This is a genomic window from Nocardioides sp. CPCC 205120 (genome assembly GCF_048654585.1).
Taxonomy (GTDB): domain Bacteria; phylum Actinomycetota; class Actinomycetes; order Propionibacteriales; family Nocardioidaceae; genus Nocardioides.
The window spans coordinates 1,857,088-1,880,540 of sequence record NZ_JBMCYY010000001.1 but is presented as its reverse complement, the minus strand read 5'-3'; the positions used below and the strand labels follow the sequence as shown (position 1 = coordinate 1,880,540).

The 23,453-nt window shown below is 77.9% G+C and carries 20 protein-coding genes and 1 riboswitch; of the genes, 8 read left to right on the top strand and 12 right to left on the bottom strand.

Annotation, left to right across the window (positions count from 1 at the left end; all coding sequences use genetic code 11):
- Positions 1-7: 7 nt before the first annotated feature.
- From ACOACO_RS08780 to ACOACO_RS08770, 3 genes are all read right to left on the bottom strand, one after another.
- Positions 8-784, bottom strand: coding sequence for a cobalt-precorrin-4/precorrin-4 C(11)-methyltransferase (locus tag ACOACO_RS08780; RefSeq protein ID WP_420295857.1), 777 nt, complete (start codon positions 782-784; stop codon positions 8-10).
- A complete protein-coding gene (gene cbiE, locus ACOACO_RS08775; protein WP_420295856.1) occupies positions 781-2,082 on the bottom strand; it encodes a precorrin-6y C5,15-methyltransferase (decarboxylating) subunit CbiE in 1,302 nt (433 codons plus the stop codon). The genes ACOACO_RS08780 and cbiE overlap by 4 nt, the downstream gene beginning before the upstream one ends.
- Positions 2,083-2,186: 104 nt before the next feature.
- A complete protein-coding gene (locus ACOACO_RS08770) occupies positions 2,187-2,939 on the bottom strand; it encodes a MerR family transcriptional regulator (protein WP_420295855.1) in 753 nt (250 codons plus the stop codon).
- A gap of 39 nt (positions 2,940-2,978) precedes the next feature.
- On the opposite strand from ACOACO_RS08770, the gene ACOACO_RS08765 reads away from it, so the two are divergent.
- Complete coding sequence (locus ACOACO_RS08765; RefSeq protein WP_420295854.1) at positions 2,979-3,473, top strand: DUF6194 family protein; 495 nt, start codon at positions 2,979-2,981, stop codon at positions 3,471-3,473.
- A gap of 3 nt (positions 3,474-3,476) precedes the next feature.
- Here the strand turns inward: ACOACO_RS08765 and ACOACO_RS08760 are convergent, their stop codons facing one another.
- Both ACOACO_RS08760 and ACOACO_RS08755 read right to left on the bottom strand, forming a co-directional pair.
- On the bottom strand, positions 3,477-3,905 hold the full coding sequence (locus ACOACO_RS08760; protein ID WP_420295853.1) for an NUDIX hydrolase: 429 nt from the start codon (positions 3,903-3,905) through the stop codon (positions 3,477-3,479).
- A 43-nt stretch (positions 3,906-3,948) separates the two neighbouring features.
- Positions 3,949-4,551, bottom strand: a complete 603-nt coding sequence (locus ACOACO_RS08755; protein WP_420295852.1) for a M15 family metallopeptidase — start codon at positions 4,549-4,551, stop codon at positions 3,949-3,951.
- A gap of 86 nt (positions 4,552-4,637) precedes the next feature.
- On the opposite strand from ACOACO_RS08755, the gene ACOACO_RS08750 reads away from it, so the two are divergent.
- Both ACOACO_RS08750 and ACOACO_RS08745 read left to right on the top strand, forming a co-directional pair.
- Positions 4,638-5,300, top strand: coding sequence for a response regulator transcription factor (locus ACOACO_RS08750; RefSeq protein WP_420295851.1), 663 nt, complete (start codon positions 4,638-4,640; stop codon positions 5,298-5,300).
- Complete coding sequence (locus tag ACOACO_RS08745) at positions 5,297-6,439, top strand: sensor histidine kinase (RefSeq protein ID WP_420295850.1); 1,143 nt, start codon at positions 5,297-5,299, stop codon at positions 6,437-6,439. Before ACOACO_RS08750 ends, ACOACO_RS08745 begins: the two co-directional genes overlap by 4 nt.
- Here ACOACO_RS08745 and ACOACO_RS08740 read toward each other — a convergent pair.
- Complete coding sequence (locus ACOACO_RS08740; RefSeq protein WP_420295849.1) at positions 6,431-7,339, bottom strand: alpha/beta hydrolase; 909 nt, start codon at positions 7,337-7,339, stop codon at positions 6,431-6,433. The genes ACOACO_RS08745 and ACOACO_RS08740 overlap by 9 nt on opposite strands.
- Before the next feature lie 178 nt (positions 7,340-7,517).
- Positions 7,518-7,611: riboswitch (cobalamin riboswitch) on the top strand.
- Positions 7,612-7,657: 46 nt separating this feature from the next.
- On the opposite strand from ACOACO_RS08740, the gene ACOACO_RS08735 reads away from it, so the two are divergent.
- Genes ACOACO_RS08735 through ACOACO_RS08720 form a run of 4 tightly spaced genes read left to right on the top strand, consistent with a single transcriptional unit; the run spans position 7,658 to position 13,852 of the window.
- A complete protein-coding gene (locus tag ACOACO_RS08735; protein ID WP_420295848.1) occupies positions 7,658-9,796 on the top strand; it encodes a putative cobaltochelatase in 2,139 nt (712 codons plus the stop codon).
- A complete protein-coding gene (cobO, locus tag ACOACO_RS08730) occupies positions 9,796-10,410 on the top strand; it encodes a cob(I)yrinic acid a,c-diamide adenosyltransferase (protein ID WP_420295847.1) in 615 nt (204 codons plus the stop codon). Before ACOACO_RS08735 ends, cobO begins: the two co-directional genes overlap by 1 nt.
- Positions 10,407-12,914, top strand: coding sequence for a cobyrinate a,c-diamide synthase (locus ACOACO_RS08725; RefSeq protein WP_420295846.1), 2,508 nt, complete (start codon positions 10,407-10,409; stop codon positions 12,912-12,914). The genes cobO and ACOACO_RS08725 overlap by 4 nt, the downstream gene beginning before the upstream one ends.
- Positions 12,911-13,852 carry a cobalamin biosynthesis protein gene (locus tag ACOACO_RS08720; RefSeq protein ID WP_420295845.1) on the top strand — a complete coding sequence of 314 codons (942 nt, stop codon included), beginning with the start codon at positions 12,911-12,913 and terminating at the stop codon, positions 13,850-13,852. The genes ACOACO_RS08725 and ACOACO_RS08720 overlap by 4 nt, the downstream gene beginning before the upstream one ends.
- On the opposite strand, the gene ACOACO_RS08715 is transcribed toward ACOACO_RS08720, so the two are convergent.
- From ACOACO_RS08715 to ACOACO_RS08690, 6 genes are all read right to left on the bottom strand, one after another.
- Entirely contained in the window at positions 13,836-14,597 is a 762-nt protein-coding gene (locus tag ACOACO_RS08715; protein ID WP_420295844.1) for a cobalt-precorrin-6A reductase, read from the bottom strand. The genes ACOACO_RS08720 and ACOACO_RS08715 overlap by 17 nt on opposite strands.
- Positions 14,594-16,102, bottom strand: a complete 1,509-nt coding sequence (locus tag ACOACO_RS08710; protein WP_420295843.1) for a cobyric acid synthase — start codon at positions 16,100-16,102, stop codon at positions 14,594-14,596. Before ACOACO_RS08710 ends, ACOACO_RS08715 begins: the two co-directional genes overlap by 4 nt.
- Before the next feature lie 9 nt (positions 16,103-16,111).
- On the bottom strand, positions 16,112-16,963 hold the full coding sequence (locus ACOACO_RS08705; protein ID WP_420295842.1) for a sulfurtransferase: 852 nt from the start codon (positions 16,961-16,963) through the stop codon (positions 16,112-16,114).
- A 2-nt stretch (positions 16,964-16,965) separates the two neighbouring features.
- The gene (locus ACOACO_RS08700) at positions 16,966-18,339 is read right to left on the bottom strand and encodes an RDD family protein (RefSeq protein WP_420295841.1); all 1,374 of its coding nucleotides are present in this window, start codon (positions 18,337-18,339) and stop codon (positions 16,966-16,968) included.
- A gap of 77 nt (positions 18,340-18,416) precedes the next feature.
- Positions 18,417-20,234, bottom strand: coding sequence for an FHA domain-containing protein (locus tag ACOACO_RS08695; protein ID WP_420295840.1), 1,818 nt, complete (start codon positions 20,232-20,234; stop codon positions 18,417-18,419).
- Positions 20,231-21,055, bottom strand: coding sequence for a PP2C family protein-serine/threonine phosphatase (locus ACOACO_RS08690; protein WP_420295839.1), 825 nt, complete (start codon positions 21,053-21,055; stop codon positions 20,231-20,233). The genes ACOACO_RS08695 and ACOACO_RS08690 overlap by 4 nt, the downstream gene beginning before the upstream one ends.
- 57 nt (positions 21,056-21,112) lie before the next feature.
- Between ACOACO_RS08690 and ACOACO_RS08685 the strand changes: the two genes are divergently transcribed.
- Positions 21,113-23,425, top strand: a complete 2,313-nt coding sequence (locus ACOACO_RS08685; RefSeq protein WP_420295838.1) for a helicase-associated domain-containing protein — start codon at positions 21,113-21,115, stop codon at positions 23,423-23,425.
- Positions 23,426-23,453 lie beyond the last annotated feature (28 nt).

Genomic DNA, 23,453 nt, shown 5'->3' with positions numbered 1-23,453 from the left:
CCCGCCCCTAGGAACCCGGCCCGGTCCGCTTCGCCGACCGGTCGCGAGCGGCGTCGTACAGGTAGGACTCCCCCGCCCCCTCGAGCCGCGCGCCCGCGAGCGCCCGGCCGACGAGGATGACGGCGGCCTGCCGCAGCCCCGCCGCCTCGACGGCGTCGGCGACGGTCGCGAGCGTGCCGGTCAGCACCTGCTCGCCGGGCTGCGAGGCGCGGTAGACGACCGCCACCGGGCAGTCCTCGCCGTACGACGCGGCCAGCGCGGCGGCGAGCTCGCGGGTGCGGGTGATGGCCAGGTGGAGCACGAGCGTGGCGCCGGTGGCGGCGAACGCCTCCAGCGACTCCCCCTCCGGCATGGCGGTCGAGCGGGCCTGGGTGCGGGTCAGCACCACCGACTGCGCGACGAGCGGCACCGTCAGCTCGCGGCCCACGCGGGCGGCCGCGGCGGCGTACGCCGGCACCCCGGGCGTCACGTCCCAGGCCACGCCGGCCGCGTCGAGGCGCCGGGTCTGCTCGAAGAGCGCCGAGTAGAGCGACGGGTCGCCCGAGGTCAGCCGCACCACGTCGCCCCCGGCCCGGTCGGCCGCGACGAGCTCGGCGGTGATGGCGTCGAGGTCGAGGTCCTGGGTGTCGACGAGCCGCGCGCCGGAACGGGCGTGGTCGAGCACGGCCGCGTCGAGGTAGGTGCCCGGGTAGAGCACCACGTCGGCCTCACCGAGCATCCGCGCGGCGCGCAGGGTCAGCAGGTCGGCGGCGCCCGGGCCGGCACCGACGAAGTGGACGGTCACGCGGGCTCCTCGGGGTGATCGGCGGGGTGATCGGCGGGGTGGTCGGCGGGGTGGTCGGCGGGGTGGTCGGCGGGCGCGGTCCACGCCCACTGGGTGACGGCACGGGCGGGGGTGAAGCCGCGGAAGGAGCCGATGGGGGTGGCGGTCTCGACCACGTGGCGGGTCAGCTCGCCGCCGCGCTCGCCGTGCCAGCGCGCCAGCAGCGCCTCGGTCTCGACGGTGACGCCGTGGACCACGAGGCGCCCGCCGGGCCGCAGCGCGGCGACGCAGGTCTCGAGCACGCCGGCCCGGGTGGCGCCGCCGCCGACGAAGACGGCGTCCGGGGCGGGCAGGCCGGCCAGGGCGTCGGGCGCCGCGCCGTGCACCACGCGCAGGTCGGGTACACCGAGGCGGCCCGCGTTGCGCCGTACCCGCGCGGCCCGCTGGGCGTCCGCCTCGACGGCGACCGTCCGGCAGGCGGGGTGGGCGCGCATCCACTCGACGCCGACCGAGCCGGCCCCCGCGCCGACGTCCCACAGCAGCGCACCCGGGTACGGCGCGAGCCGGGCCAGCGCCGCGGCCCGCAGGTCGCGCTTCGTCAGCTGCCCGTCGTGCTCGAACGCCTCGTCGGGCAGGCCCGGCGCCCAGGTGACGGGGGCGTCGAGCGGGACGAGGCCGGGGGCCTCGACCGCCACGACGGTGAGGTCACCGAACGCCGGCGGGTCGGCCGCCCACTCCTCCGCGGTGCCCGCGACCCGCGACTCCTCGGGGGCGCCGAGGTCGCCGAGGACGACCAGGCGTGCGGCTCCCCACCCGCTCATCGCGAGCAGGGCGGCGAGGTCGCCCGGGGTCGTGGCGTCGGCCGACAGCACGAGCACCCGGCGCCCCGGCGCCAGCTCGCGCAGCACTCGGCGCACGTCGCGCCCGACCGCGCTGACCACGACGCCGGCCTCCGCCGACCAGCCGAGCCGGGCGCGGGCCAGCGCGACCGAGGAGACGGCCGGCTCGGCGTGCACCGCGTCGGGGCCGAGCAGGTCGACGAGCGTCGTGCCGATGCCCGAGACGAAGGGGTCGCCCGAGGCCAGCGCGACGACGGTGCGGCCGGCGTACCGCTCCAGCAGGGCGGGCAGGCCCGCCCGCAGCGGGGAGGGCCAGGGCGCGCGCACCTGGCCGGGCACGTCCGGCACGAGGGCGAGGTGGCGCTCGCCGCCCAGCAGGACCTCCGCGGAGGTCACGACGGAGCGCAGGCGCTCCGGCACCCCGGGCCAGCCGTCGGCGCCGATCCCGACGACGGAGATGACGGGGCGGGAGCGGCTCACGGTCCCGAAGGCTACGCCCGGCTCCTCGCGCGGTCCGACGCCGTGGTGCACCACGGCGCGGTGCCCCGGTGGACGCGGGCGCAGGTCCTGCTCCCGCGAGGTCCTCACGCCCCGGGCCCCGGCTCCCGGGGTGACTCGATGATCGCCGCCAGCAGGGACCCTGCCCGCAGGAGCGCGAGCGCGCGCTGCGCGATGGTCGCGAGCCGTGCGTCGAGCGCGGTGATCGTGGCGCTCACCTCCTCGAGGTCGCGGACCGCCGTGATCGCCTCCCGCACGTCGGGGATGCGGTAGCCACCTGCGCGGAGGGCGGCGGTGATGCGCGCCTCGCGGATGGCGGCGAGCGGGTAGCGCCTCGCCGTGCCGGCACGGGTGGCGACCCGCTCCGGGGCCACCAGACCGACCCCCTCCCAGTAGCGGAGGGTCGACGCCCTGACACCGAGGGCCCGGGACAGCTCCGTGATGGTCATCGAGTCGCCCTCGACGGGCGCAGCATCCGTGGCCACCTCGGAACGGATGGACTCCAGGGCACGGCGGGCCGCGAGCGCCTGCTCGCGCTCCCCGTCGAGCCGGGCGTGGAGCCCGCAGGCCAACGCTGCCCCCTGGCCGGCCGGCAGGGTGCGGAGGTCCCGCATCACCCGGCGGGCCTCGACGGGCCCCACGGCCCCTGCGAGAGCGCGGTAGGCACGCAGCGCGTCGACGTGCGCGGCGGAGAACCGCCGGTACCCGTTGGACGCCCTCGGCGCCGCGGGGATCACCCCCTGCGCCTCCAGGTCGCGCACCTGCTGCACGGAGTACCCCGCCGCTGCCGCGACGGCGGCGGTGCTCGTCCCTGGCCGCCCGTCGGCCGCTCGGTCCACCACAACCCTCCACTAGCACTTCAAGTTCACGCTCGAACCATGAGTATGGACGACATCCTCCAGACGGTCCGCGCGTTCGACGGCGTCCTCGAGCTCGCCCCCACCGAGGGCAGCGCCTTCCCGGAGATCGCGTGGGGCGACCACTTCTTCTACTTCGCCCCCGACGGGCAGGTGCCCCAGCGCGAGCAGCCGTACGCCACCATCGTGACGAAGGACTACCCCGGCGACACCGCCTCCGACCTCGACCGTCCCGACCGCTGGCGGCTGAACATCCACGTCGGGGCGGAGGCCTTCGTCGAGCTCACGGGCGAGCATCCCCGGGCCGAGGTGGTGGCGCCGTGGGACCACACGCTCCGCGACACCGTGCTCCCCCACCCCGTGTACCGGGCGCAGGCCTGGGTGGCGATCGTCGAACCCGGCGCGCGCACCCGGGAGCTGGCGGTCCGGCTCCTCCGCCGGGCACACGTGGATGCCGAGCGCCGGGCGGAGCGTCGGCGCCGCGACGCGCCTCCCGAACGGCCGGCGTCCCGGTGACGCTCAGAGGCGGTCGACGTCCGCGGCGTCCCGCGCGAGCAGCGCCGGGGCGACGTGGTGGCGCAGCATCGGCGCGACCGGCACGTCGTCGGGCAGCGCGGCCAGGTCGAGCCAGCGCAGCTCCTCGATCTCGCCGTCGACGACGGGGGCGGTGGCGGCGGTCGCGGTGAACACCGTCGAGGTCAGGACCGCGCCGGGCTCGTTGGCCGCGGCGGAGACGAACTCGCCGAGCAGGGCCAGGTCGGCCACCTCGACGCCCACCTCCTCGCGGGCCTCGCGGGCGGCGGCCTGCGCCGGTGTCTCCCCGGCCTCGAGCTTCCCGCCGGGCAGCATGAACGCCTGCGTGCCGCGCTTGCGCACGCTCAGCAGACGGCCCTCCGCGTCGCGCAGGCAGACGGCGGCGACGACGATGTGGAGCGGCTCCTCGGGCACGACCGGCAGGCTAGCGGGGGGCCCGCGGCGCCGCGCGGTCGGCTCAGGACGCGTTGTCCTCGCGCATCGGCGGGCACTCGCCGTCGACGACGTCGCGCAGCTCGTAGTGCCAGATCTCGTTGCCGAAGACCTGGCACAGCCCGAAGTCCGCGCCGTGCTCGGTCATCCAGTAGGCAGCGTCCGTCGGACCGACGTCGACCGCGTCGCCGGTGACGTGCGCCGAGGCGTCGGGCCCCGCGACCCACCGGCTCGCCTCGGCGGGGCTCCCGTACCGCTCGACCGCCCGGTCGAGGAGACGCTGCTGGTAGTCGCGGCTGCGCCACCCGCTCGTCACCCGCACCTCGATCCCGTCGGTGGCCGCCGCCGTCGCGGCGGCGCGCAGCGCGGTGCGCAGCTCCGGATCCAGCCGGGTGAGCGCGGGGATGTCGGCGTCGACGGGGACGGACCCCTGGAACTCCCCGTCCGCGCCCCCGTCGCCGCCGGGGTCGCTGCCCACGAACGTGCGGGGGGCCTGCGTGAGCCGGTCGATGACGGGTGCCGTCATGTCGCGGTCCACGGCCTGGCCGACCGCGACCGCGCCGCCCCCGGCGACCAGGACGAGCAGTGCGGCTCCGGTGCGGGCTCGTCGCCCTCTCGTGTCGATCATGGGAGGAGCCCACCGGCCCGGCCGTTGCCACGCCGTCTCGATTCCCGCATACGCGGGCGATACGTCCGGCGCCCTAGCATCGCGGGGTGCGGGTGCTGGTGGTGGAGGACGAGGTGTACCTCGCGGAGGCGATCCGCGACGGGCTGCGGCTCTCCGCGATCCCGGCCGACCTCGCCCACGACGGGGCGCGGGCGCTGGAGCTCGCGGCCCACACGGCGTACGACGTGGTGGTGCTGGACCGCGACCTGCCCGTCGTCCACGGCGACGAGGTCGCGCGGCGGCTGGCCGCGGCGGACCCCGCCCCGCGCATCCTCATGCTGACCGCGGCCGAGCAGCTCGCCGACAAGGTCGCCGGCTTCGAGCTGGGCGCCGACGACTACCTCACGAAGCCCTTCGAGCTGCCCGAGCTCGTCGCCCGGCTGCGCGCGCTGGCCCGCCGGACGGACCGCGCGGCGCCCCCGGTGCTCGACGTGGCCGGGGTGCGGCTCGACCCGTTCCGGCGGGAGGTGTTCCGCGACGGACGGTACGTCGCGCTCACCCGCAAGCAGTTCGCCGTGCTCCACGAGCTGATGGCGGCCGACGGCGGCGTGGTGAGCGCCGAGGACCTGCTGGAGCGGGCCTGGGACGAGAACGCCGACCCGTTCACCAACGCCGTCCGCATCACCATCTCCACGCTGCGCAAGCGGCTCGGCCCGCCGGCCCTGATCCACACCGTGACCGGCGTCGGCTACCGGTTCGGGGCCCCGTGACCGGGCCCGTGCGGCGGCGCGGGCTCAGCCTGCGGTGGAAGCTGACGCTCAGCTACGCCGGGTTCGTCACCGTCGCCGGCATCGCCCTCCTCACAGTGCTGCTCCTCGTGCTGCGCTACGTCCCGGACACCAACGTCGTCGTGGCGCGGGACGGGTCGTTCGCCCCGGGGCGGGGCGACCTGCTGGAGGTCGCCGTGCCGCTGCTCGGCTTCGGGCTCGCGTTCCTCGTTCTCGTCGGGCTGGCCGGGGGCTGGCTCATCGCCGGACGGGTGCTGGGCCCGCTGGCGACCATCAGCGCCGCGGCCGCCCGCGCCAGCGACGGGGCGCTCGACCACCGCGTCGCGCTGCCGGGCCCGCGCGACGAGCTGCGCGACCTGGCCGACGCCTTCGACGCCATGCTCGACCGGCTGCAGCGGTCCTTCGAGGAGCAGCAGCGGTTCACCGCCAACGCCTCCCACGAGCTGCGCACGCCGTTGGCGGTCAGCCGGACGATGCTCCAGGTCGCCCGGGCCGACCCGTCGTCGGTGGACCTCGACCAGCTGCTGGGCCGGCTCGAGGAGATGAACACGCGGTCGGCCACGACGGTCGACGCGCTGCTCCAGCTCGCCCGGCTCGACCGGGACGGCCTCGACCGGCGCCCGTTCGACCTGGCCGACGTCGTCCGCGACGTGCTGGCGGACCCCTCCCTGCCGGTCGGCACCCACGTCGTGCGCCCGGACCTGTCCCCGGCCCCCGTCCTGGGGAGCCGCGCCCTCGTCGAGCGCCTGGTGGGCAACCTGGTGCGCAACGCGGTGGAGCACCAGCCGCGGCCGGGCGGGGAGGTCCGGGTCGTGACCGGCACCGACGCGCGGCGCGGTGCCCGGCTCACCGTCGAGAGCACCGGTGACGTGCTCGACCCGGCCCTCGTGGGCCGGCTCACGGAGCCGTTCGTCCGGGGCGGCGGCCGCACCCGCGCCGCGCACTCCCCGACGGGCAGCGGTCTCGGGCTGAGCATCGTGGCCTCCGTCGCCCGCGCACACGACGCGCGGCTCACCCTGGCCCCGCGCCCGGGCGGCGGGCTGGTCGTCGACGTGGGGTTCCCGCCGTACGACGCCGCGGGCGCCACCGCCGATGCCCCGGCCCCCGGGACCTCACGCTGACGCGCAGCCGCGCACGACCTCCCGCACGGTGCGGACGAGCGTGTCGAGACCGGGCTGCTCGACCGGGAAGTGGCCGCACCCCTCGAGCAGCACCGTCCGCGTGGGCACCCGCGCGATGCGGGCGAGGAAGCGCTCGCTCAGCGCCGGCGGCGTCCACGTGTCGGCGGCCGGGTGCGCCAGGGTCACCGGGCAGGCGTCGAACGTCTCCGGGGGCGTCCCCGTGGCGCGGAACCAGCTGGCGAGGAAACCCAGCGGCACCCGCGTGCCCCCGCCGAGGAGGTCGGTCGCGCACAGGCGCGACAGAGCCGGGTCGAGGCTCATCGCCTCGAGGTCGGCCACCCACGTGACGGGCACGCGCACCCGGCCCAGCGGGCTGCGGCCGGTCGCCCCCGCCAGCAGCGCCGGTGCGTGCCGGCCCAGCGGGCCCCAGCGCGACGCGGCCGCCCGCGCCGCCGGGTCGGCGGGGTCGAGCAGGCAGGTGGCCACCACGTGGTCGACGAGGCCCGTCCGCGCCGCCGCCTCGTAGGCGAGCATCCCGCCCATGCTGGCGCCCAGGAGCACCAGCGGGCGGGCGTCGCGCTCCTTCTCGTGGCGCACGAGGTCGCACAGGAGGGCGACCCAGTCGTCGTACCGCACCCCCGCGGGGTCGGGCTCCACGGTGCGTCCGTAGAGGGGCAGGTCGCAGAACAGCACCTCGGCGCCGTCGCCGGCGAGCGCCGCGTGCGGCCACAGCGCGCCGACGTGGCCGCCCGCGCCGTGGACGCCCAGCAGGCGCACCGGGGCCTCGGGCCGGGGGCGCCGGGCGACGTGCACCTGCCGCCCGCGCCAGGACCACCAGGTCGTGGTGGGTGGTTCGACGACCGTGCCGGCCGGGAGGAAGGCGGCGTAGGGGTTGCTCACGCGGGCAGCCTGCCAGTCGCGGGGCCCGTCGGGCGAGGACCGCGACCGCACCGCGACCGCACCCCGGCCGGCCCCGGCCGCGCCCTGACGGCGTCGGGGTCGGCGGACGGGTCTAGGGTGACGGCGGACGTGAGGTGCCCCGTCGGCGCACCCGGGAGACAACCGGGCGCGTGGGGAGAATCTGGGAAGCCGGTGAGAGTCCGGCACAGGGCCCGCTGCGGTGACCGCCGCCCCGCTCGACGAGAGCGGGGACGACGGGAGTCCGAAGACCGGCCTCGCGTCGCCCATGACCGATGGCAGAGCGAGCGGGAGCCCCACATGCCACAGCACTACCCCTTCACGGCCGTCGTCGGATCCGACGACATGACCCTGGCCCTGCTGCTGACGACCGTCAGCCCCGAGATCGGCGGCGTGCTCGTGCGCGGCGAGAAGGGGACGGCGAAGTCCACCGCCGTGCGGGCGCTGGCCGCCGTGCTGCCCCCCATCGACGTCGTCGCCGGCGACCGGTTCTCCACCGACCCCGCCGACACCGCGCCGCTGTCGCCCGACGGCCCCTTCGCGGCGGACGCCGGCGTCGAGACCCGCCCCGTGCGCCTCGTCGAGCTGCCCGTCGGCGCCACCGAGGACCGCCTGCTCGGCTCGCTGCACCTCGAGCGGGCGCTGTCGGCGGGCGTCGCCGAGTACGAGCCCGGGCTGCTGGCCCGCGCGCACCGCGGCATCCTCTACGTCGACGAGGTCAACCTCCTCCACGACCACCTCGTCGACCTGCTCCTCGACGCCGCCGCCATGGGCCGCGCGACGGTCGAGCGCGACGGCGTCTCCGTCGTGCACGCCGCCCGGTTCGTGCTCGTCGGCACCATGAACCCCGAGGAGGGCGAGCTGCGCCCGCAGCTCCTCGACCGCTTCGGGCTCACCGTCGAGGTCGCCGCGCCCCGCGACCCGTCGCTGCGCACCGAGGTCGTGCGCCGCCGCCTCGCCTTCGACGCCGCCCCCGAGGCCTTCGCCGAGCGGTACGCCGACGACGAGGCCGCGCTGCGCGCCCGCATCGCCACCGCCCAGGAGCTCGTCGCCTCCGTCGTGCTCGGCGACGGGGCGCTGCGCAAGATCGCCGAGGTCTGCGCCGCCTTCGACGTCGACGGCCTGCGCGCCGACATCGTCACCGCGCGCACCGCGATCGCCCACGCCGCCTGGCACGGCCGCCGGTACGTGCTGCGCGAGGACATCCGGGCCGCCGCCCTGCTCGCGCTCCCCCACCGCCGGCGCCGCAACCCCTTCGACGCGCCCGGCATCGACGAGGACCTGCTCGACCAGGTGCTCGGCGACGACGAGCCGGACCCGGAGCCCGACGAGCCCCGGCCCGACCCCCAGCAGCCCGACCCCCAGCAGCCCGACCCCCCGCAGCCCGGCGGGGGCGACGACGGTGGCGACGGTGCGGCGGACGGTGCGGGTGACGGCCCGCAGCCCGGCGACGACGGCGCGACCGACGGCGCCCACGAGCCGCCCGCCGCCCAGGAGCCCACCACGCCCGACTCGCCCGACACCTCCGACGACCAGCCCGGCGACCAGCCCGGCGACGGCAGCGGCACCCCCGCCGCCCCGGCGGGTACGACGGTCGCCGCGGGCACGCCGTACCGTCCCCGCGTGCTGCGGGTCGCCGGTACTGGTGAGGGCGAGGCCGGGCGACGCTCCCGCGCGATCACCTCGACGGGGCGCCGCATCGGCAACGCCCCCGGCACCGCGGGCGGGCTCGACCTCGTCGGCACCGTCCGCGCGGCCGCGCCCCACCAGCACGCCCGCGGGCGCACCGACGGCCGCCTCCTGCTGCGCGGCGCCGACCTGCGCGGCGCGGTGCGGGAGGGCCGGGAGTCCAACCTCGTGCTGTTCTGCGTCGACGCGTCGGGCTCGATGGCGGCGCGCAAGCGGATGCAGCAGGTGAAGACGGCGATCCTGTCGCTGCTGCTCGACGCCTACCAGCGCCGCGACAAGGTCGGGCTGGTGACGTTCCGGGGCCTCGAGGCCGAGGTCGCACTGCCGCCCACCGGGTCGATCGACGTGGCCGCGCGCCGCCTCGACGCGCTCCCGGCCGGGGGGCGCACCCCGCTCGCCGAGGGCCTCCTCGCCGCCGCCGACGTCGTGCGCCGCGAGCGCCTGCGCGACCCGCGCCGCCGCCCCCTGCTGGTGCTCGTCACCGACGGCCGGGCCACCGCCGGCACCGATCCCGTGGAGCGCTCGCAGCAGGTCGCCGCGTGGCTGGCCGAGCAGGGCGTCGAGACCGTGGTCGTCGACTGCGAGAGCGGGCCGTTCCGCCTCGGCCTGGCCCGGAAGCTGGCTGAGCACCTCCAGGCGACGTACCTGCCCGTGGCCGAGGTGAGCGCCGAGGTGCTCGCCGGCGCCGCCCGGGCCGCGACCGCCGACCGCGCCCACCCCGACCGCTCCGGGACGCGGGGGGTGGCCTGATGCCGCAGGGCAAGCCGGTCGTCGTGCCCGACGACGGCCTCACGACGGCGCAGCGGCGCAACCTGCCGCTGCTCATGGTCAACACCGGCGACGGCAAGGGGAAGTCGACGGCCGCGTTCGGCCTCGCCATCCGTGCCTGGAACCAGGGCTGGGACATCGGGGTCTTCCAGTTCGTGAAGTCCGCCAAGTGGCGCATCGGCGAGCAGACCGTGCTCGAGCGCCTCGGCGAGCTGCACCAGCAGACCGGCGAGGGCGGCCCCGTCGAGTGGCACAAGATGGGCGCCGGCTGGTCGTGGTCGCGCAAGGCCGGCGAGGCCGAGGACCACGCCCGCGACGCCGCCGAGGGCTGGGCCGAGGTGAAGCGCCGCATCGCGGAGGAACGTCACGACCTCTACGTGCTCGACGAGTTCACCTACCCGATGGAGTGGGGCTGGGTCGACGTCGAGGACGTCGTCGAGACCCTGGCGAACCGCCCCGGCCGGCAGTACGTCGTGGTGACCGGCCGCCGCGCACACCCCCGGCTCGTGGAGGTCGCCGACCTCGTCACCGAGATGACGAAGGTCAAGCACCAGATGGACCGCGGCCAGAAGGGCCAGCGGGGGATCGAGTGGTGAGCACGCACCTCCCCCGGCTCGTCGTCGCCGCCCCCGCCTCGGGCCACGGCAAGACCACGATCGCGACCGGGCTCATGGCCGCGCTCGCCCGCCGCGGGCTCGAGGTGTCGGGCCACAAGGTGGGCCCGGACTACATCGACCCCGGCTACCACGCGCTGGCCACGGGCCGCCCCGGCCGCAACCTCGACCCGCACCTCGTGGGCGAGGAGCGGATCGTGCCGCTGCTGCTGCACGGCGCCCGCACGCCCCGGCCGGCCGACGTGGCCGTCGTCGAGGGCGTCATGGGTCTCTTCGACGGCCAGATCGGCGGCGACGGGTTCTCCTCGACCGCCCACGTCGCGACGCTGACCGCCAGCCCGGTCGTGCTCGTCGTCGACATCTCCTCGGCCTCCCGCACGATCGGCGCCGTGGTCGCCGGCCTCGCCGCCCACGACCCCCGGGTACGGGTGGCCGGCGTCGTGCTCAACAAGGCGGGCTCGCCGCGGCACGCCGACGAGGTACGGCGCGCGGTCGCCGCCACCGGCATCCCCGTGCTCGGCGTGCTGGGCCGCGACGACGCCATCGTCGCGCCGTCGCGCCACCTCGGTCTCGTGCCCACCGCCGAGCGGGCCGACGCCGCCGCGTCGCTGGAGCGGCTCGCCGCGCAGGTCGCGGAGCGCATCGACCTCGACGCGGTGCTGGAGATCGCGCGCGGCGCCGCGCCCCTCGCCGTACCCGCGTGGGAGCCGGCCGCCGCCGTGGAGCCCGTCGCGGCCGCCGCCCGACCGAAGGTCGCGGTGGCCGGGGGCCGGGCGTTCACGTTCACCTACGCCGAGACCACCGAACTGCTCGAGGCCGCCGGCTGCGAGGTCGTCGTGCTCGACCCGACCCGCGACACCGGGCTGCCGCCGGGCACCCAGGGTCTGTACCTGGGCGGCGGCTTCCCCGAGGTGCACGCGGCGGCGCTGAGCCGCAACGCGGCGCTGCGCGACGACCTCCGGGCCGCCGTGGCCGCCGGGGTGCCGACGGTCGCGGAGTGCGCGGGGCTGCTCTACCTGTGCGGCACCCTCGACCACGCGCCGATGGTCGGTGCGCTGCCGGCCACGGCGGCCATGGCCCCCCGGCTCACGTTGGCCTACCGCTCGGCGACGTCGGAGGCCGCGACCCTGCTCGGGCGGCCCGGCGAGACGGTGACGGGCCACGAGTTCCACCGCACCCGCGTCACCCCCGCGGCCGGCGCCACCCCCGGCTGGGTGCTCGAGCCGACCGCCTCCCACCCGCGGACCGAGGACGGCTACGCGTCGGCGACGCTGCACGCCTCCTACCTCCACGTGCACTGGGCGGGCCACCCGCACCTCGCGCAGCGCTTCGCCGCGGCGGCCGCCGCGACCGCGCCGTACTCCCCCGTCGCGCCCGTCGCCGCCGTCACGACGGCCGGCGCCACCGCACCGGCCCCGCCCCACGACGCCCCGCCCGCCGACCCGCTGCGCCACCACGGCGACACCGAGACGAGCACGGCCGACGGCACACCGCTGGCCGACTTCGCCGTCAACACGTACGACGGGCCCCGCCCGCCGTGGCTGACCGCGGCGCTGCTCGGCTCGCTCGACGACGTGGGCGCCTACCCCGACGCGGGACGCGTGCGGGTGGCGGAGGAGGCCCTGGCGCGCCGGCACGGCCGGCCCGCCGACGAGGTGCTCGCGACCGCGGGCGCCGCCGAGGCGTTCACGCTGCTGGCCCGGGCGCGCGCGTGGCGGCACCCGGTGGTGGTGCACCCGCAGTTCACCGAGCCCGACGTCGCGCTCGCGGCGGCCGGCACCCCGGCGCGCCACGTGCTGCTGCGCGCCGAGGACGGCTTCGCGCTCGACCCCTCCCGCGTGCCCGACGAGGCCGACCTCGTCGTCGTCGGCAACCCGACGAACCCGACCGGGCGCGTGCACCCCGCCGTCGACCTGCGGGCACTCACCCGGCCCGGGCGCCTCGTCGTCGTCGACGAGGCGTTCATGGACGCGGTCGCCCAGCCGCGCCACGCCCTCGCGGACGCAGAGGTGCCGGGCCTCGTCGTGCTGCGCAGCCTGACGAAGCTGTGGGGCATCCCCGGGGTGCGGGCCGGCTACGTGCTCGGCGAGCCGGCGGTGCTGGAGCAGCTGCGGGCCGTGCAGACGCCCTGGTCGGTGTCGTCGACGGCGCTCGCCGCCATGCGCGCCTGCGCCTCCGACGAGGCCGCGGTCGAGGCCGCCGAGCGGGTCCGTCGCCTCGCCGCCTGGCGCGGCGTGCTGGTGGCGGGCCTCGACGAGCTCGGCGTGCCCCACGTGCCCGGCCACGCGCCCTTCGTGCTCGCCCGGCCCGGCGCCGGCGTCCGCGAGGAGCTGCGCCGCCACGGCCACGCCGTGCGCCGCGCCGACACCTTCCCCGGGCTCGACGCCTCCTGGGTGCGGATCGCGGTGCGCAGCCCTGAGCGCACCCGCTCGCTGCTGACCGCCCTGGCGTCGGTGACCTCCGGCGTCGGGGCCCGGGCGCGGTGAGGCGCGCCGCCGGCCTGCTGCTGGGGTTCGCCGTCGACCGCGCGCTCGGCGACCCGCGCCGCGGGCACCCCGTGGCGGGCTTCGGCCGGGTCGCGGGCCGGCTCGAGACGCTCGGGTGGGCCGACAGCCGGGGCCGCGGGGCGGCGTACACGCTCGTGCTCGTGGGCTCGGTGACCGGGCTCGGCGCCCTCGCCGAGCGCCACACCCGCGGCGGCGCGCTCCGCGAGGTCGCGCTCGTCGCGCTCGCCACCTGGGCGGTGCTGGGCGGTCGCTCGCTGGACCGCGAGGCGGCGGCCGTCCAGGGGCTCCTCGACGCGGGCGACCTGCCGGGCGCCCGCCGGCGCCTCACCCACCTGGTGGGACGCCGCACCGAGGACCTGACCGCCGACGAGGTGGCGCGGGCCGTGGTCGAGTCGGTCGCGGAGAACACCTCCGACGCCGTCGTCGCGCCGCTCGTGTGGGGCGCGCTGGCCGGGGTGCCGGGGCTCGTCGGCTACCGCGCCGCCAACACCCTCGACGCGATGGTGGGCCACCGCTCGCCGCGCCACGAGCGCTTCGGCTGGGCCTCGGCCCGCCTCGACGACGGGCTCAACCTGCCGGGCGCGCGCCTCGCGGCGCTGCTCGCGGCGGCCGCCGCGCCGCTCGTGGCCGGCGCCCCCGCCGACGCCCTGCGCGCCTGGCGCCGCGACGCGGGCGCCCACCCCTCCCCCAACGCCGGACCCGTCGAGGCCGCGTTCGCGGGCGCGCTCGGGGTGCGGCTGGGCGGACGGACCGTGTACGGCGCACCCGGCGCCGAGCGGGTCGAGGACCGGCCCGTGCTCGGCGACGGCCGACCCGTCGCGGTCGGCGACATCGCCCGCGCGCGGCGGCTGGCGGCGTACGTCGGCGCGGGGGCCGTGCTCGTGGCCGCCGGCGCGGCGCTCAGCGCGCGCCGCTGACCGCGCGCACCCAGGACGCCGCCGCGGCGACGTCGTGGGCGACCTCCGGGGCGTCGGCGCCGGGGGCCCGGACGGCGCTCGGACGGCGCACCACCACGACCGGGAGCCCCAGCTCGCGGGCCACGTCGAGCTTGGCGCGGGTGAGGTCGCCGCCCGAGTCCTTGGTGACGAGCACGTCCGCGCGGTGCTCCGCGACGAGGGCGCGCTCGCCCGCGACGGTGTAGGGCCCACGGTCGAGCAGCACCCGCCAGCCGTCGGGCAGCGGCACCTCCGGCGGGTCGACGACCCGGGCGAGCACGGCGGCGTCGGTGAGCGGCCCGGTGCAGTCGTCGAGGCCCTGGCGACCGACGGTGAGGAACGGGCGCGCGCCGAGCCCGGCGGCCGCGCGGGCGGCGCCGGCGACGTCGTCGACCCAGGTCCAGGTGTCCGCGCCGGGCTCGCCCGACCAGCCGGGGCGCTCGAGCCGCAGCAGCGGCGTGCCCGTGCGGGCACAGGCGGCCCGGGCGTTGCCGGAGATGCCGACGGCGAAGGGGTGGGTGGCGTCGACGACGGCCCGGGCGCCGTGCTCGACGAGCCACGCGGCGAGGCCGTCCACGCCGCCGAAGCCGCCCACGCGCGTCTCGCCGACCGGCAGTCGCGGCCGGGCGACGCGCCCGGCGAGCGACGACACCACCTCCTCGCCCGCCTCGACGAGCACGCGGGCCAGGTCGCGGGCCTCGGCCGTGCCGCCGAGCAGGAGGATCACCGCTCGCTCCCCGGGGGCAGGGGGCGCAGGTCGCGCGGGGCGCCGGAGGCCACGAGGTCGAGCAGGGCGTCGACGTCGAGGTGCTCCTCGACGAGGTCGCCGAGGAGGTCGAAGCGCGCCTCGCGGGCGGCGGCGAAGGAGACGTCCGCGGCCGGGTACGCCGCACCCACCGCCCCCGCGGCCCGGGCGAGGAAGGCCCGGCGGAAGGCGTCGGACTCCAGCGAGCCGTGCCACATCGTGCCGTGGACCGCCCCCTGGGCGGCGCCGTCGAGGAACTCCTCGCCGCCGTGGCGGGTGACGCGGCCGTGGTGGATCTCGTAGCCGCCCACGGGGGCGCCCAGCGCCGTGCCCGTCGGCAGCCGCAGCACCTTCTCGGCGGCGAACGTCGTCGTGACGTCGAGCAGCCCCAGCCCGTCGGCGGACGCCCCGGGGCTCCCCTCGACGCCGTCGGGGTCCTCCACCCGGCGCCCCAGCATCTGGAAGCCGCCGCAGATGCCGAGCACCGGGCGCCCGGCCGCGGCGTGGTCGAGAACGGCGCGGTCGAGCCCGCGGGCGCGCAGCCAGGCGAGGTCCTCCAGCGTCGCGCGGGTGCCGGGCAGCACGACGAGGTCCGCGTCGGCCAGGGCCGCGGGCGAGGACGCGAAGACCACGTCGACGCCCGGCTCGAGGCCGAGGGCGTCGACGTCGGTGAAGTTGCTGATGCGCGGCAGCCGCACGACCGCGACCCGCAGCGCGCCGCCCGCCGGGGCCCGGCGGCCCGCGAGGTCGAGGGCGTCCTCGGAGTCGAGCCACACGTCGGGGCTCCACGGCAGCGCGCCGTAGACCCGGCGCCCCGTCAGCCGCTCGAGCTCCCGCAGGCCCGGGGCGAGCAGGGCGGCATCGCCGCGGAACTTGTTGACGACGAACCCGGCGACCAGCGCCTGGTCGGCCGCCTCGAGCAGCGCGACGGTGCCGTGGAAGGCGGCGAAGACGCCGCCGCGGTCGATGTCGCCGACGACCACGACCGGCATCCGGGCGTGGCGGGCCAGGCCCATGTTCACGTAGTCGCCCGAGCGGAGGTTGATCTCCGCCGGGCTGCCCGCGCCCTCGGCGACCACGACGTCGTACCGCTCCGCGAGGTCGTCGTACGCCGCGTGCGCGGCCGCCGCGAGGTGCCGCCGGCCCGTCTCCCAGTCGGCGGAGGACACCGATCCGCCGGGCCGGCCCATGACGACGACGTGGCTGCGCCGGTCGCCGCCGGGCTTGAGCAGCACGGGGTTCATGGCGGCCTCGGGCTCGGCGCGGGCGGCGAGCGCCTGCGTCCACTGCGCCCGGCCGATCTCGGCGGTGCCCGCCGCGGGGTCACCGGGCCGCAGGGCGCAGACCATCGAGTTGTTCGACATGTTCTGCGCCTTGAACGGCGCGACGCGCAGGCCCCGGCGCGCGAACGCGCGGCAGAGCCCCGTCGTCACGGCGGACTTGCCGGCGTCGGACGTCGTCCCGGCGACCAGCAGCGACCCGTGCACGCGGGGAGGCTACCGGGGCCGGTGGGCGTCCGCGTCGCCGGTGGCCACGGGCAGGTCGTGGTTGCTCCACTGCGACCACGACCCCGGGAACAGGGCGGCCTCGACGCCCGCGAGCGCGAGGGCGGCGATCTCGTGGGCGGCGGTGACCCCGGAGCCGCAGTAGACGGCGACGGGTGCTCCGTCGGTCGCGCCGAGCGCGGCGAAGCGGGCCCGCAGGACCTCGGGCGGCAGGAAGCGGCCCTCTGCGTCGAGGTTCTCGGTCGTCGGCGCGCTGCGGGCACCGGGCACGTGGCCCGCCCGCGGGTCGACGGGCTCGACCTCGCCGCGGAAGCGCTCGACGGCGCGGGCGTCGAGCAGGACGCCCGCGTCGGGGAAGGCGGCGACCTCGCCGAGCTCCAGCGTGGGCAGGGCGCCGGGGCGCAGCTCGACGTCGCCGGGCTCGGGCACCACGTCGTCGGTGTGCAGCTCGCCGCCGGCGGCGCACCACGCGGCGAGGCCCCCGTCCAGCAGGCGCACGTCGGTGATCCCGGCCCACCGCAGGAGCCACCAGGCCCGGGCCGCGGCGAGGTTGCCGGACGCGTCGTACGCCACGACGGGCGTGCCGGCCCGCACGCCCCAGCGCCGCGCGGCCCCCTGGAGCGCCCCGACGTCCGGCAGCGGGTGGCGGCCGTCGGTGGGGTCGCCGTGGCCGGCGAGCTCGGCGTCGAGGTCGACGAAGACCGCGCCGGGGAGGTGGCCGGCGAGGTAGGCGTCGCGTCCGGGCGGTCCGCCGAGCGCCCACCGCACGTCGAGGAGCACGACGGGCGCACCCGCGGCGAGAAGGTCGGCCAGCTCGGCCGGTCGCACCAGGACGTCCACCACGCTCACCCCTCCCGCGCCACCCGCATCTCGCGGTCGCCGAAGCGCACCACGTCACCGTCGACCAGGGTCGCCGCCCGCCCCGGGGACAGCTCGCGGGCGACGCCGCCGCGGTTGATGAACGAGCCGTTCGTCGAGCCCCGGTCCATCACGACCAGGGCGCCGTCGGCCGACAGGTGGAACTGCGCGTGCGTCTTCGACACCGACATGTCGTTGGAGGACAGGGGCACCAGGTGCGCGACCTCCTCGCCGCCGCGCGGCTCGGGGCGCCGCCCCACCAGCCCCAGGCCGGTGACGACGAACGACTCGCCCGAGTCGAAGGTGACCCGCCACCTCGTCGAGCGGTTCGGGGGCGTCTGCACCGCGTGCCGCGAGGTCGGGGGCGCCGCCGGGCGCTGCGGGGCGGGGGCCGGGGGCACGGCGGGCGTCGCCACCGTGGGCGGCGTCGGGCCCGCCGGGGGCGTTGCCGACGGGTCGCGGCGACGGCGCCCGGGCTGCTGGGGCTGCTGGGGCTGCTGGAGCTGCTGGGGCTGCTGCGGCGGCTGGTACGCCGGCTGCTGCGGCGCCCGGGCCGCCGGCGCCACCGGCGGCGGGGTCCACGACGGCGCCGGCTGGGGCGCCGGCTGGTGCTGGGGTGCCGGCTGGCTCGGGGGAGGCTGGTACGACGGCTGACGCACCGGCTGCGCGTGCGGGGGCTGCGCCTGGGGCTGGGGCTGCGCCTGGGGCTGCGGCTGGGGCTGCGGCGTCGGCGCGGGCCACGCGCCGGGAGCGGGCTCGGGCTCCTGCCGGCCGACGGGGCGCGGAGCGGGCGCGGACTGGCGCGGCGGGGTCGGGTCGGCCGGAGCGGGCCGCAGGCGCATCGCGGTCAGGTTGACCACGTGCCGCGGGGCCTCGTCCTCGGGCGGGGCCTCGTCGGCGGCACGCCGGCGCACGTCCAGCACGACCGAGTTGGCGATGAGGTCGTGGAAGCCGCGGCGCTGGCGTCCCTGGTCGGTCACGGCCGTCCACGCCAGCGTCACGAGGCCGAACCCGAGCGGCACGGTCGCCGCGAAGACGATGAGCGAGCGGAGCACCGCCGGGCCGACGCCGATCGGCGTACCCGTGCCGTGGTGCACGACCCGCAGCCCGAGCAGCGCCTTGCCCGGGGTCACCCCGCGGGTGCCGGTCAGCACCGCGAAGAGCAGCCCCACGAGGAGCACCCCGGCGACCGCGACGCCCCACCCGAGCGCCGCCCGGTCCTCCTCGACGAGGTAGCGCCACGCCGCGTAGCCGATGCCCGCCATGAGGCCCCAGCCCACGAGGCGGTCGACGACGAGGGCGAGGAATCGGCGGTCGACCTCGGCGGCCGGCGCGGACGCGTCGGCAGCGGACAGGGACATCGGGGCACCTTCGGGATCACGGGACGGGCGGGTGGACGGGCGGGCGGGCGAGACGGGGCCGGGCGGGCCCCGTCCGCTCAGGGGTTGGCGACCTGGATGGTGACGCCGTCGCCGAGGTCGATCACGGCGCCCGGGATGAGCTGCACCGCGATGCCGGGCTGGAGCTCCTCCGGCGGCAGGCCGGGCTGCATCAGCACCGTGCCGTTGGTGGAGCCCATGTCGGTCACGACGGCCGAGCCGTGGTCGACGCCGGAGCCGGGGCGCACCTCGAGGTGGGTCGAGGAGATCTCCTGCTGCGGGCTCGGCACCGTCACCAGGCGGGGCTGCTCGGTCGAGCTGAACCGGCGGGCCTCGGGGGCGCGGCCCACGAGGATCGCGCGGTCGACGTCGACGGTGTCGCCGCTGGAGATCACCAGCTTCGCCACGGGACGCGAGGTGACGCTCGGTGCGGGGGGCTGGCCGGGGATGCCGTGCGAGGGACGGGAGAACTGGGCGGGGTCCCAGCCCCCGGCCTGCGTCATCCCGTCGTGGTCGACGTCGCTGTCGCCCGCGGGCCCGGCCGGACCGGCCCACGCGGGGGCGGCGAAGCCCTCCGACGGCGCGGGCGGGGGCGGCGGCGGCGCGTAGCCGCCGCCCGGGGCCCAGGCGGGCGGCGGGGGCGGCGGGACGTCCTCGGCCAGCGGCATGGCCTCCGTGGCCGGCTCGGCGGCGCGGTCGTCGTCCGCGAACGAGCCCTGGTCCTGGCCGAACGGGGGTGGCGGCGGGGGCGGGGCCTGCTCCGGGCTCGGGGCCGGCTCCGCGAAGTCGCCCAGCGGCGGCGGGGGCGGCGGCGCCGACGGGTAGGCATCGCCCAGCGGGTCGTCACCGGCCGGCACGCCGGTGTCGTGCGCGTCGTCGAAGCCGCCCGCGGGGAACGGCGAGGCCGGGGGCACGGGGGCGCGGGGCGGCAGCGGCGGCATGGGGGGCATCGTGGCCTCGTCGGCCGCGGGCGCCTCGTCGGGTGCGGGCGCCGGGGCGGGGCGGGCCTTCACGAGGTCCAGCGGGGCGGCGGGCGCCTGGTCGGCGGCCCCGTCCTGGCCCTCGGCCTCCTCCTCGCCGTCGCCCTCGACCTCCGCCGCGAGCTCGGCGAGCTCCTCGTCGGGCACGTCGCCCGGCAGGTCGTCGGGACGCTCCTCGACGGCGGCGGCCACGGGCTCCGACGCGGGCTCCGGCTCGGAGTCCGACGCCGGCTCCGGCTCGGGGTCCGACGCGGGCCCCGACGGCAGCTCGGGCTCCGGCACGGTGTCGACCCCGAGCGGGTCGGCCGCGGCGGGGACCTCGACGGGCGAGATGACCGGCGCGGGCGCGGGCGCAGCCGCAGCCGGCGGGGCCGCCGCCGCACCGCCGTCGGCGAGCGCCTCCGCCGGCACCGGGCGCGGCGCCGTACGGGCGGGGGTGTCGACGCGCGCGACGCGGACGAGCCCGGAGGCGATGGGGAGGTCGGCGGCGTCGTCGGCGAGGTCGGTGTCGTCGGCGCCCTCGAGCACGACGGCGTGGCTGGTGACGTCGGTGAGGGTCCGCTCGACCCACGTCGAGGCGGCCAGGCCGGAGACCTCGACCTCGTCGTCGGGCAGCGTGAAGGTGACGCTCGCGCCACCGCGGACGACGACGCGGACGGTGGTGCCCTCGTGGCCGAGCAGCACGAAGCCGGGGAGGTCGCGCAGGCCGGAGGTGATGAGGGCGTCGAGCACCTCGTCGAAGCCGGCGCCGTCGTCGACGAGCGCCCACAGCGCGGCGACGCGGCGCTTCTCGCTCGGCGGGAGGAGCACCGAGGCGCCGGTGCCGAAGACGGCGAACCAGGACCCCGGCCGGTAGGACCGGGCGACGGCACCCGTCGTGCTCTCGTGCTCTGTCATGGCAGTGCTCCCAGCTTCTCCTCGAGACTCTGCTGCTGCTGGGCCGAGTCGTAGACCTGCCCGGACCGCGCCAATCCCACCACATCGACGACCACGGCCGTGGCGTTGTCCTGGCCGCCGGCCTCCACCGCGGCCGCGACGACCCGTTCGGCGGCGTCCCGGGGGTCGGGGGTGTCGCGCAGGATCCCGGCGATGGCCTCCCCATCGATCATGCCGCTGACCCCGTCGCTGCACAGCACGATCCGCTCGGCCGAGGCCAGCGGCAGCAGGAAGAAGTCGGGCTGGTCGAACCCGGGCCCGCCCAGCGCGCGCGTGATGACGTTGCGGCGGGGGTGGGTCGCCATCTCGGCGGCGCTGATGTGCCCGGCGTCGAACATCTCCTGCACGACCGAGTGGTCGATGCTCACCTGGTCGAGGTCGCCGTCGGTGAGCTTGTAGATGCGGGAGTCGCCGAGGTTGGCCAGCAGCCACTTCGGCACCCCCTCGTCCTCCACGACGAGCGCGACGACGGCGGTGGTGCCCGAGTACCAGTCGGGCTGGCCGGCCGAGCGCATCTCCTCGGCCCGCTCGAGCAGGCGGCCGTGGCAGGAGCGCAGGGACGCGATGACGAGCTCGGCGCCGCGCTGCGCGTCGCACGTGGCGTCGGTGAGGAGCGAGAACTCCTCCACCACCATCCGGCTCGCGACGTCGCCGTCGTCGTGGCCGCCCATGCCGTCGGCGACGACGAAGACGGGGGGCTGGGCCAGGAACGCGTCCTGGTTGGTGGCCCGCACCTGACCGACGTCGGTCGCGGACCCGTAGTGCAGCTCGACCTCGTTCACCGAGCCGTTCCCCCCGCTCCTCGGACAGCCGTCGGCGCTACCAGTAGCGTGAGAGGGATGTCCGCAGCAGCCACGCCTCCCCCGGCGTACCGGAGCCTCGCCGACCAGCTGCGCAGCTGGTCGGACGAGCAGCTCACCCGTCTGCTCCACGCACGACCCGACCTCGCCACTCCCGCTCCCCACGACTCGGGCCAGCTCGCGTCGCGAGCGGCCACCCGTGCATCCGTCCTCCGCGCCCTCGACCGGTTGGACCGGTGGGAGCTGCTGGTCCTGCATTCCCAGGTGCTCGTCGGGCAAACCCCCGCGTGGACGGCCGCCGACGTGCTGGGCGTGAACCTACCCAGGGACCGCGAACGGGTGGGCACCACGCTGGCGCGGCTCGTCGACCAGGCGCTGCTGTGGCAGTCCCCCGACGGCCTCCGGCCGCTCTCCACCGTCCCCGACGCGCTGGGCGTCGGCCCGGTCGAGACGCGCGTGCCGCTCGAGCCCCTCACCGCCGACGCGCTCGCCCCCGACGCGGTGCGGGCGGGGCTCGCGGCGCTGTCGGAGCCGGCGCGGGCGCTGCTCGACCACGTGCACGCGCACGGCGGGCGGGGCACGACCAAGGAGGACCTGCGCGACGTCACGACGCCGAGCACCCCGGTCACCGAGCTCGTCGCCGCCGGCCTGCTGCGCCCCCGCGGCACCGGCGAGGTGCGGGTGCCGGGCGAGGTGGGGGTCGTGCTCGGCACGGGCATCGCGGTCGACGACCTCACCGCCCCGCCGCTCGCGACCTCGGCGCGCGACGCCGCCGTCGTGGATCGCGCCGGGGCCGGCGCCGCCTTCGAGCTGGTACGGCGCACCGAGCTGCTGCTGGACACGTGGGGCACGCGCCCACCCGGGCTGCTGCGCGCGGGCGGGCTCGCGGTGCGGGACCTGCGGGCGACGGCCGCGGCGCTGCACGTCGGGGAGCCCGAGGCCGCGCTCCTCGTCGAGGTCGCCCACGCGGCGGGGCTGCTCGCCGAGGGCGTCGACGGCGACGGGGACCCGGTGTGGGTGCCGACCGACGCGTACGACGCGTGGGTCACCCGCGACGTGGCCGCCCGCTGGCTGGTGCTGGTGCAGGCGTGGTTGGACTCGCCGCGGCTGGTCGGCCTCGTGGGGCGCCGCGACGAGCGCACGCGGAAGGCCACCAACGCCCTCGAGCCCGACCTGACGCACCCGGTCGCCGCGGAGACCCGCCGTACCACCCTCGAGGTGCTGCTCGACGCGCTGCCCGCCGGGGAGGTCCTCGCGTCCGGCACGGGCCCGGCCTCGGTGGTCGCGCACGTGCGCTGGCTGCGGCCGCGACGCCCGCCGGTGCGCGACGAGGTCGTCGTGTGGTCGCTCGACGAGGCGGCCGTGCTCGGCCTCGTCGCGCTCGGGGGCCTCACCACCGCGGCGCGGGCCGTGCTGACCGGTGACGGCGACCGGGCCGTCGCCGCCCTCGACGCGCTGCTGCCCGACCCCGTCGACCGGGTCCTGCTCCAGGCCGACCTGACGGCCGTGGCGCCGGGGCCGCTGGAGGCGGAGCTGGCGCGGCGGCTGCAGCTGGTGGCCGACCTGGAGTCGGCGGGCGGCGCGGCGGTCTACCGGTTCTCGGCCTCGTCCGTGCGGCGGGCCTTCGACGTGGGCTGGAGCGCCTCGGACGTGCACACGTTCGTGGCCGAGGTGTCGGCCACGCCCGTGCCCCAGCCCCTCACCTACCTCGTCGACGACGTGGCCCGCACCTTCGGCACCCTGCGGGTGGGGCACGCCGAGTCGTTCGTGCGCACCGACGACGAGACGGCCCTGACCTCCTTGCTCCACGACCCGCGGGCCGCCTCGCTCGGGCTGCGGCGGATCGCGCCGACGGTGGTGGTGAGCGCCGTACCGATCGACGTGCTGCTCCCCCGCCTGCGCGAGCTGGGCACGGCCCCCGTGGTGGAGGCCCCGGACGGCACCGTGCGGGTCGCGCGGCCCGACGTGCTGCGCGCCCGGGTGCCCCGCACCCGACGGGTGGCGGGCGCCAGCGCGGCGCGCGAGGCCGCGCACGCCTCGGCCGTGGTCACCGCCGTGCGGGCCGGCGACCGCGCGGTGGCCTCCCGGCCCGCCACGGAGCCGCGGGCCCCCGGCACACCGGCGCCCCGCCCCACGACCACCACGCCGGCCGCGGCGCTGAGCATGCTGCGCGAGGCGATCGAGCTGGGGTCGACGGTGCGGATCGCGTACGTCGACAACCACGGCACCTTCCTCGAGCGCGTCGTCGACCCGCGGCGCGTCGAGGGCGGGCAGCTCACGGCGTACGACCACCGCAGCGACGACGAGCGCGTCTTCGCCGTGCACCGCATCACCGCGGTGCACGCCGTCTAGGCCCCGTGCAGGCGGCTCGTACGCTGGA

Coding starts and splice junctions, on each gene's coding strand:
- ACOACO_RS08695 (WP_420295840.1), bottom strand. CDS start 20,234: ATGACAGAGCACGAGAGCACGACGGGTGCCGTCGCCCGGTCCTACCGG.
- cobO (WP_420295847.1), top strand. CDS start 9,796: ATGCCGCAGGGCAAGCCGGTCGTCGTGCCCGACGACGGCCTCACGACG.
- ACOACO_RS08685 (WP_420295838.1), top strand. CDS start 21,113: ATGTCCGCAGCAGCCACGCCTCCCCCGGCGTACCGGAGCCTCGCCGAC.
- ACOACO_RS08735 (WP_420295848.1), top strand. CDS start 7,658: ATGCCACAGCACTACCCCTTCACGGCCGTCGTCGGATCCGACGACATG.
- ACOACO_RS08700 (WP_420295841.1), bottom strand. CDS start 18,339: ATGTCCCTGTCCGCTGCCGACGCGTCCGCGCCGGCCGCCGAGGTCGAC.
- ACOACO_RS08755 (WP_420295852.1), bottom strand. CDS start 4,551: ATGATCGACACGAGAGGGCGACGAGCCCGCACCGGAGCCGCACTGCTC.
- ACOACO_RS08765 (WP_420295854.1), top strand. CDS start 2,979: ATGAGTATGGACGACATCCTCCAGACGGTCCGCGCGTTCGACGGCGTC.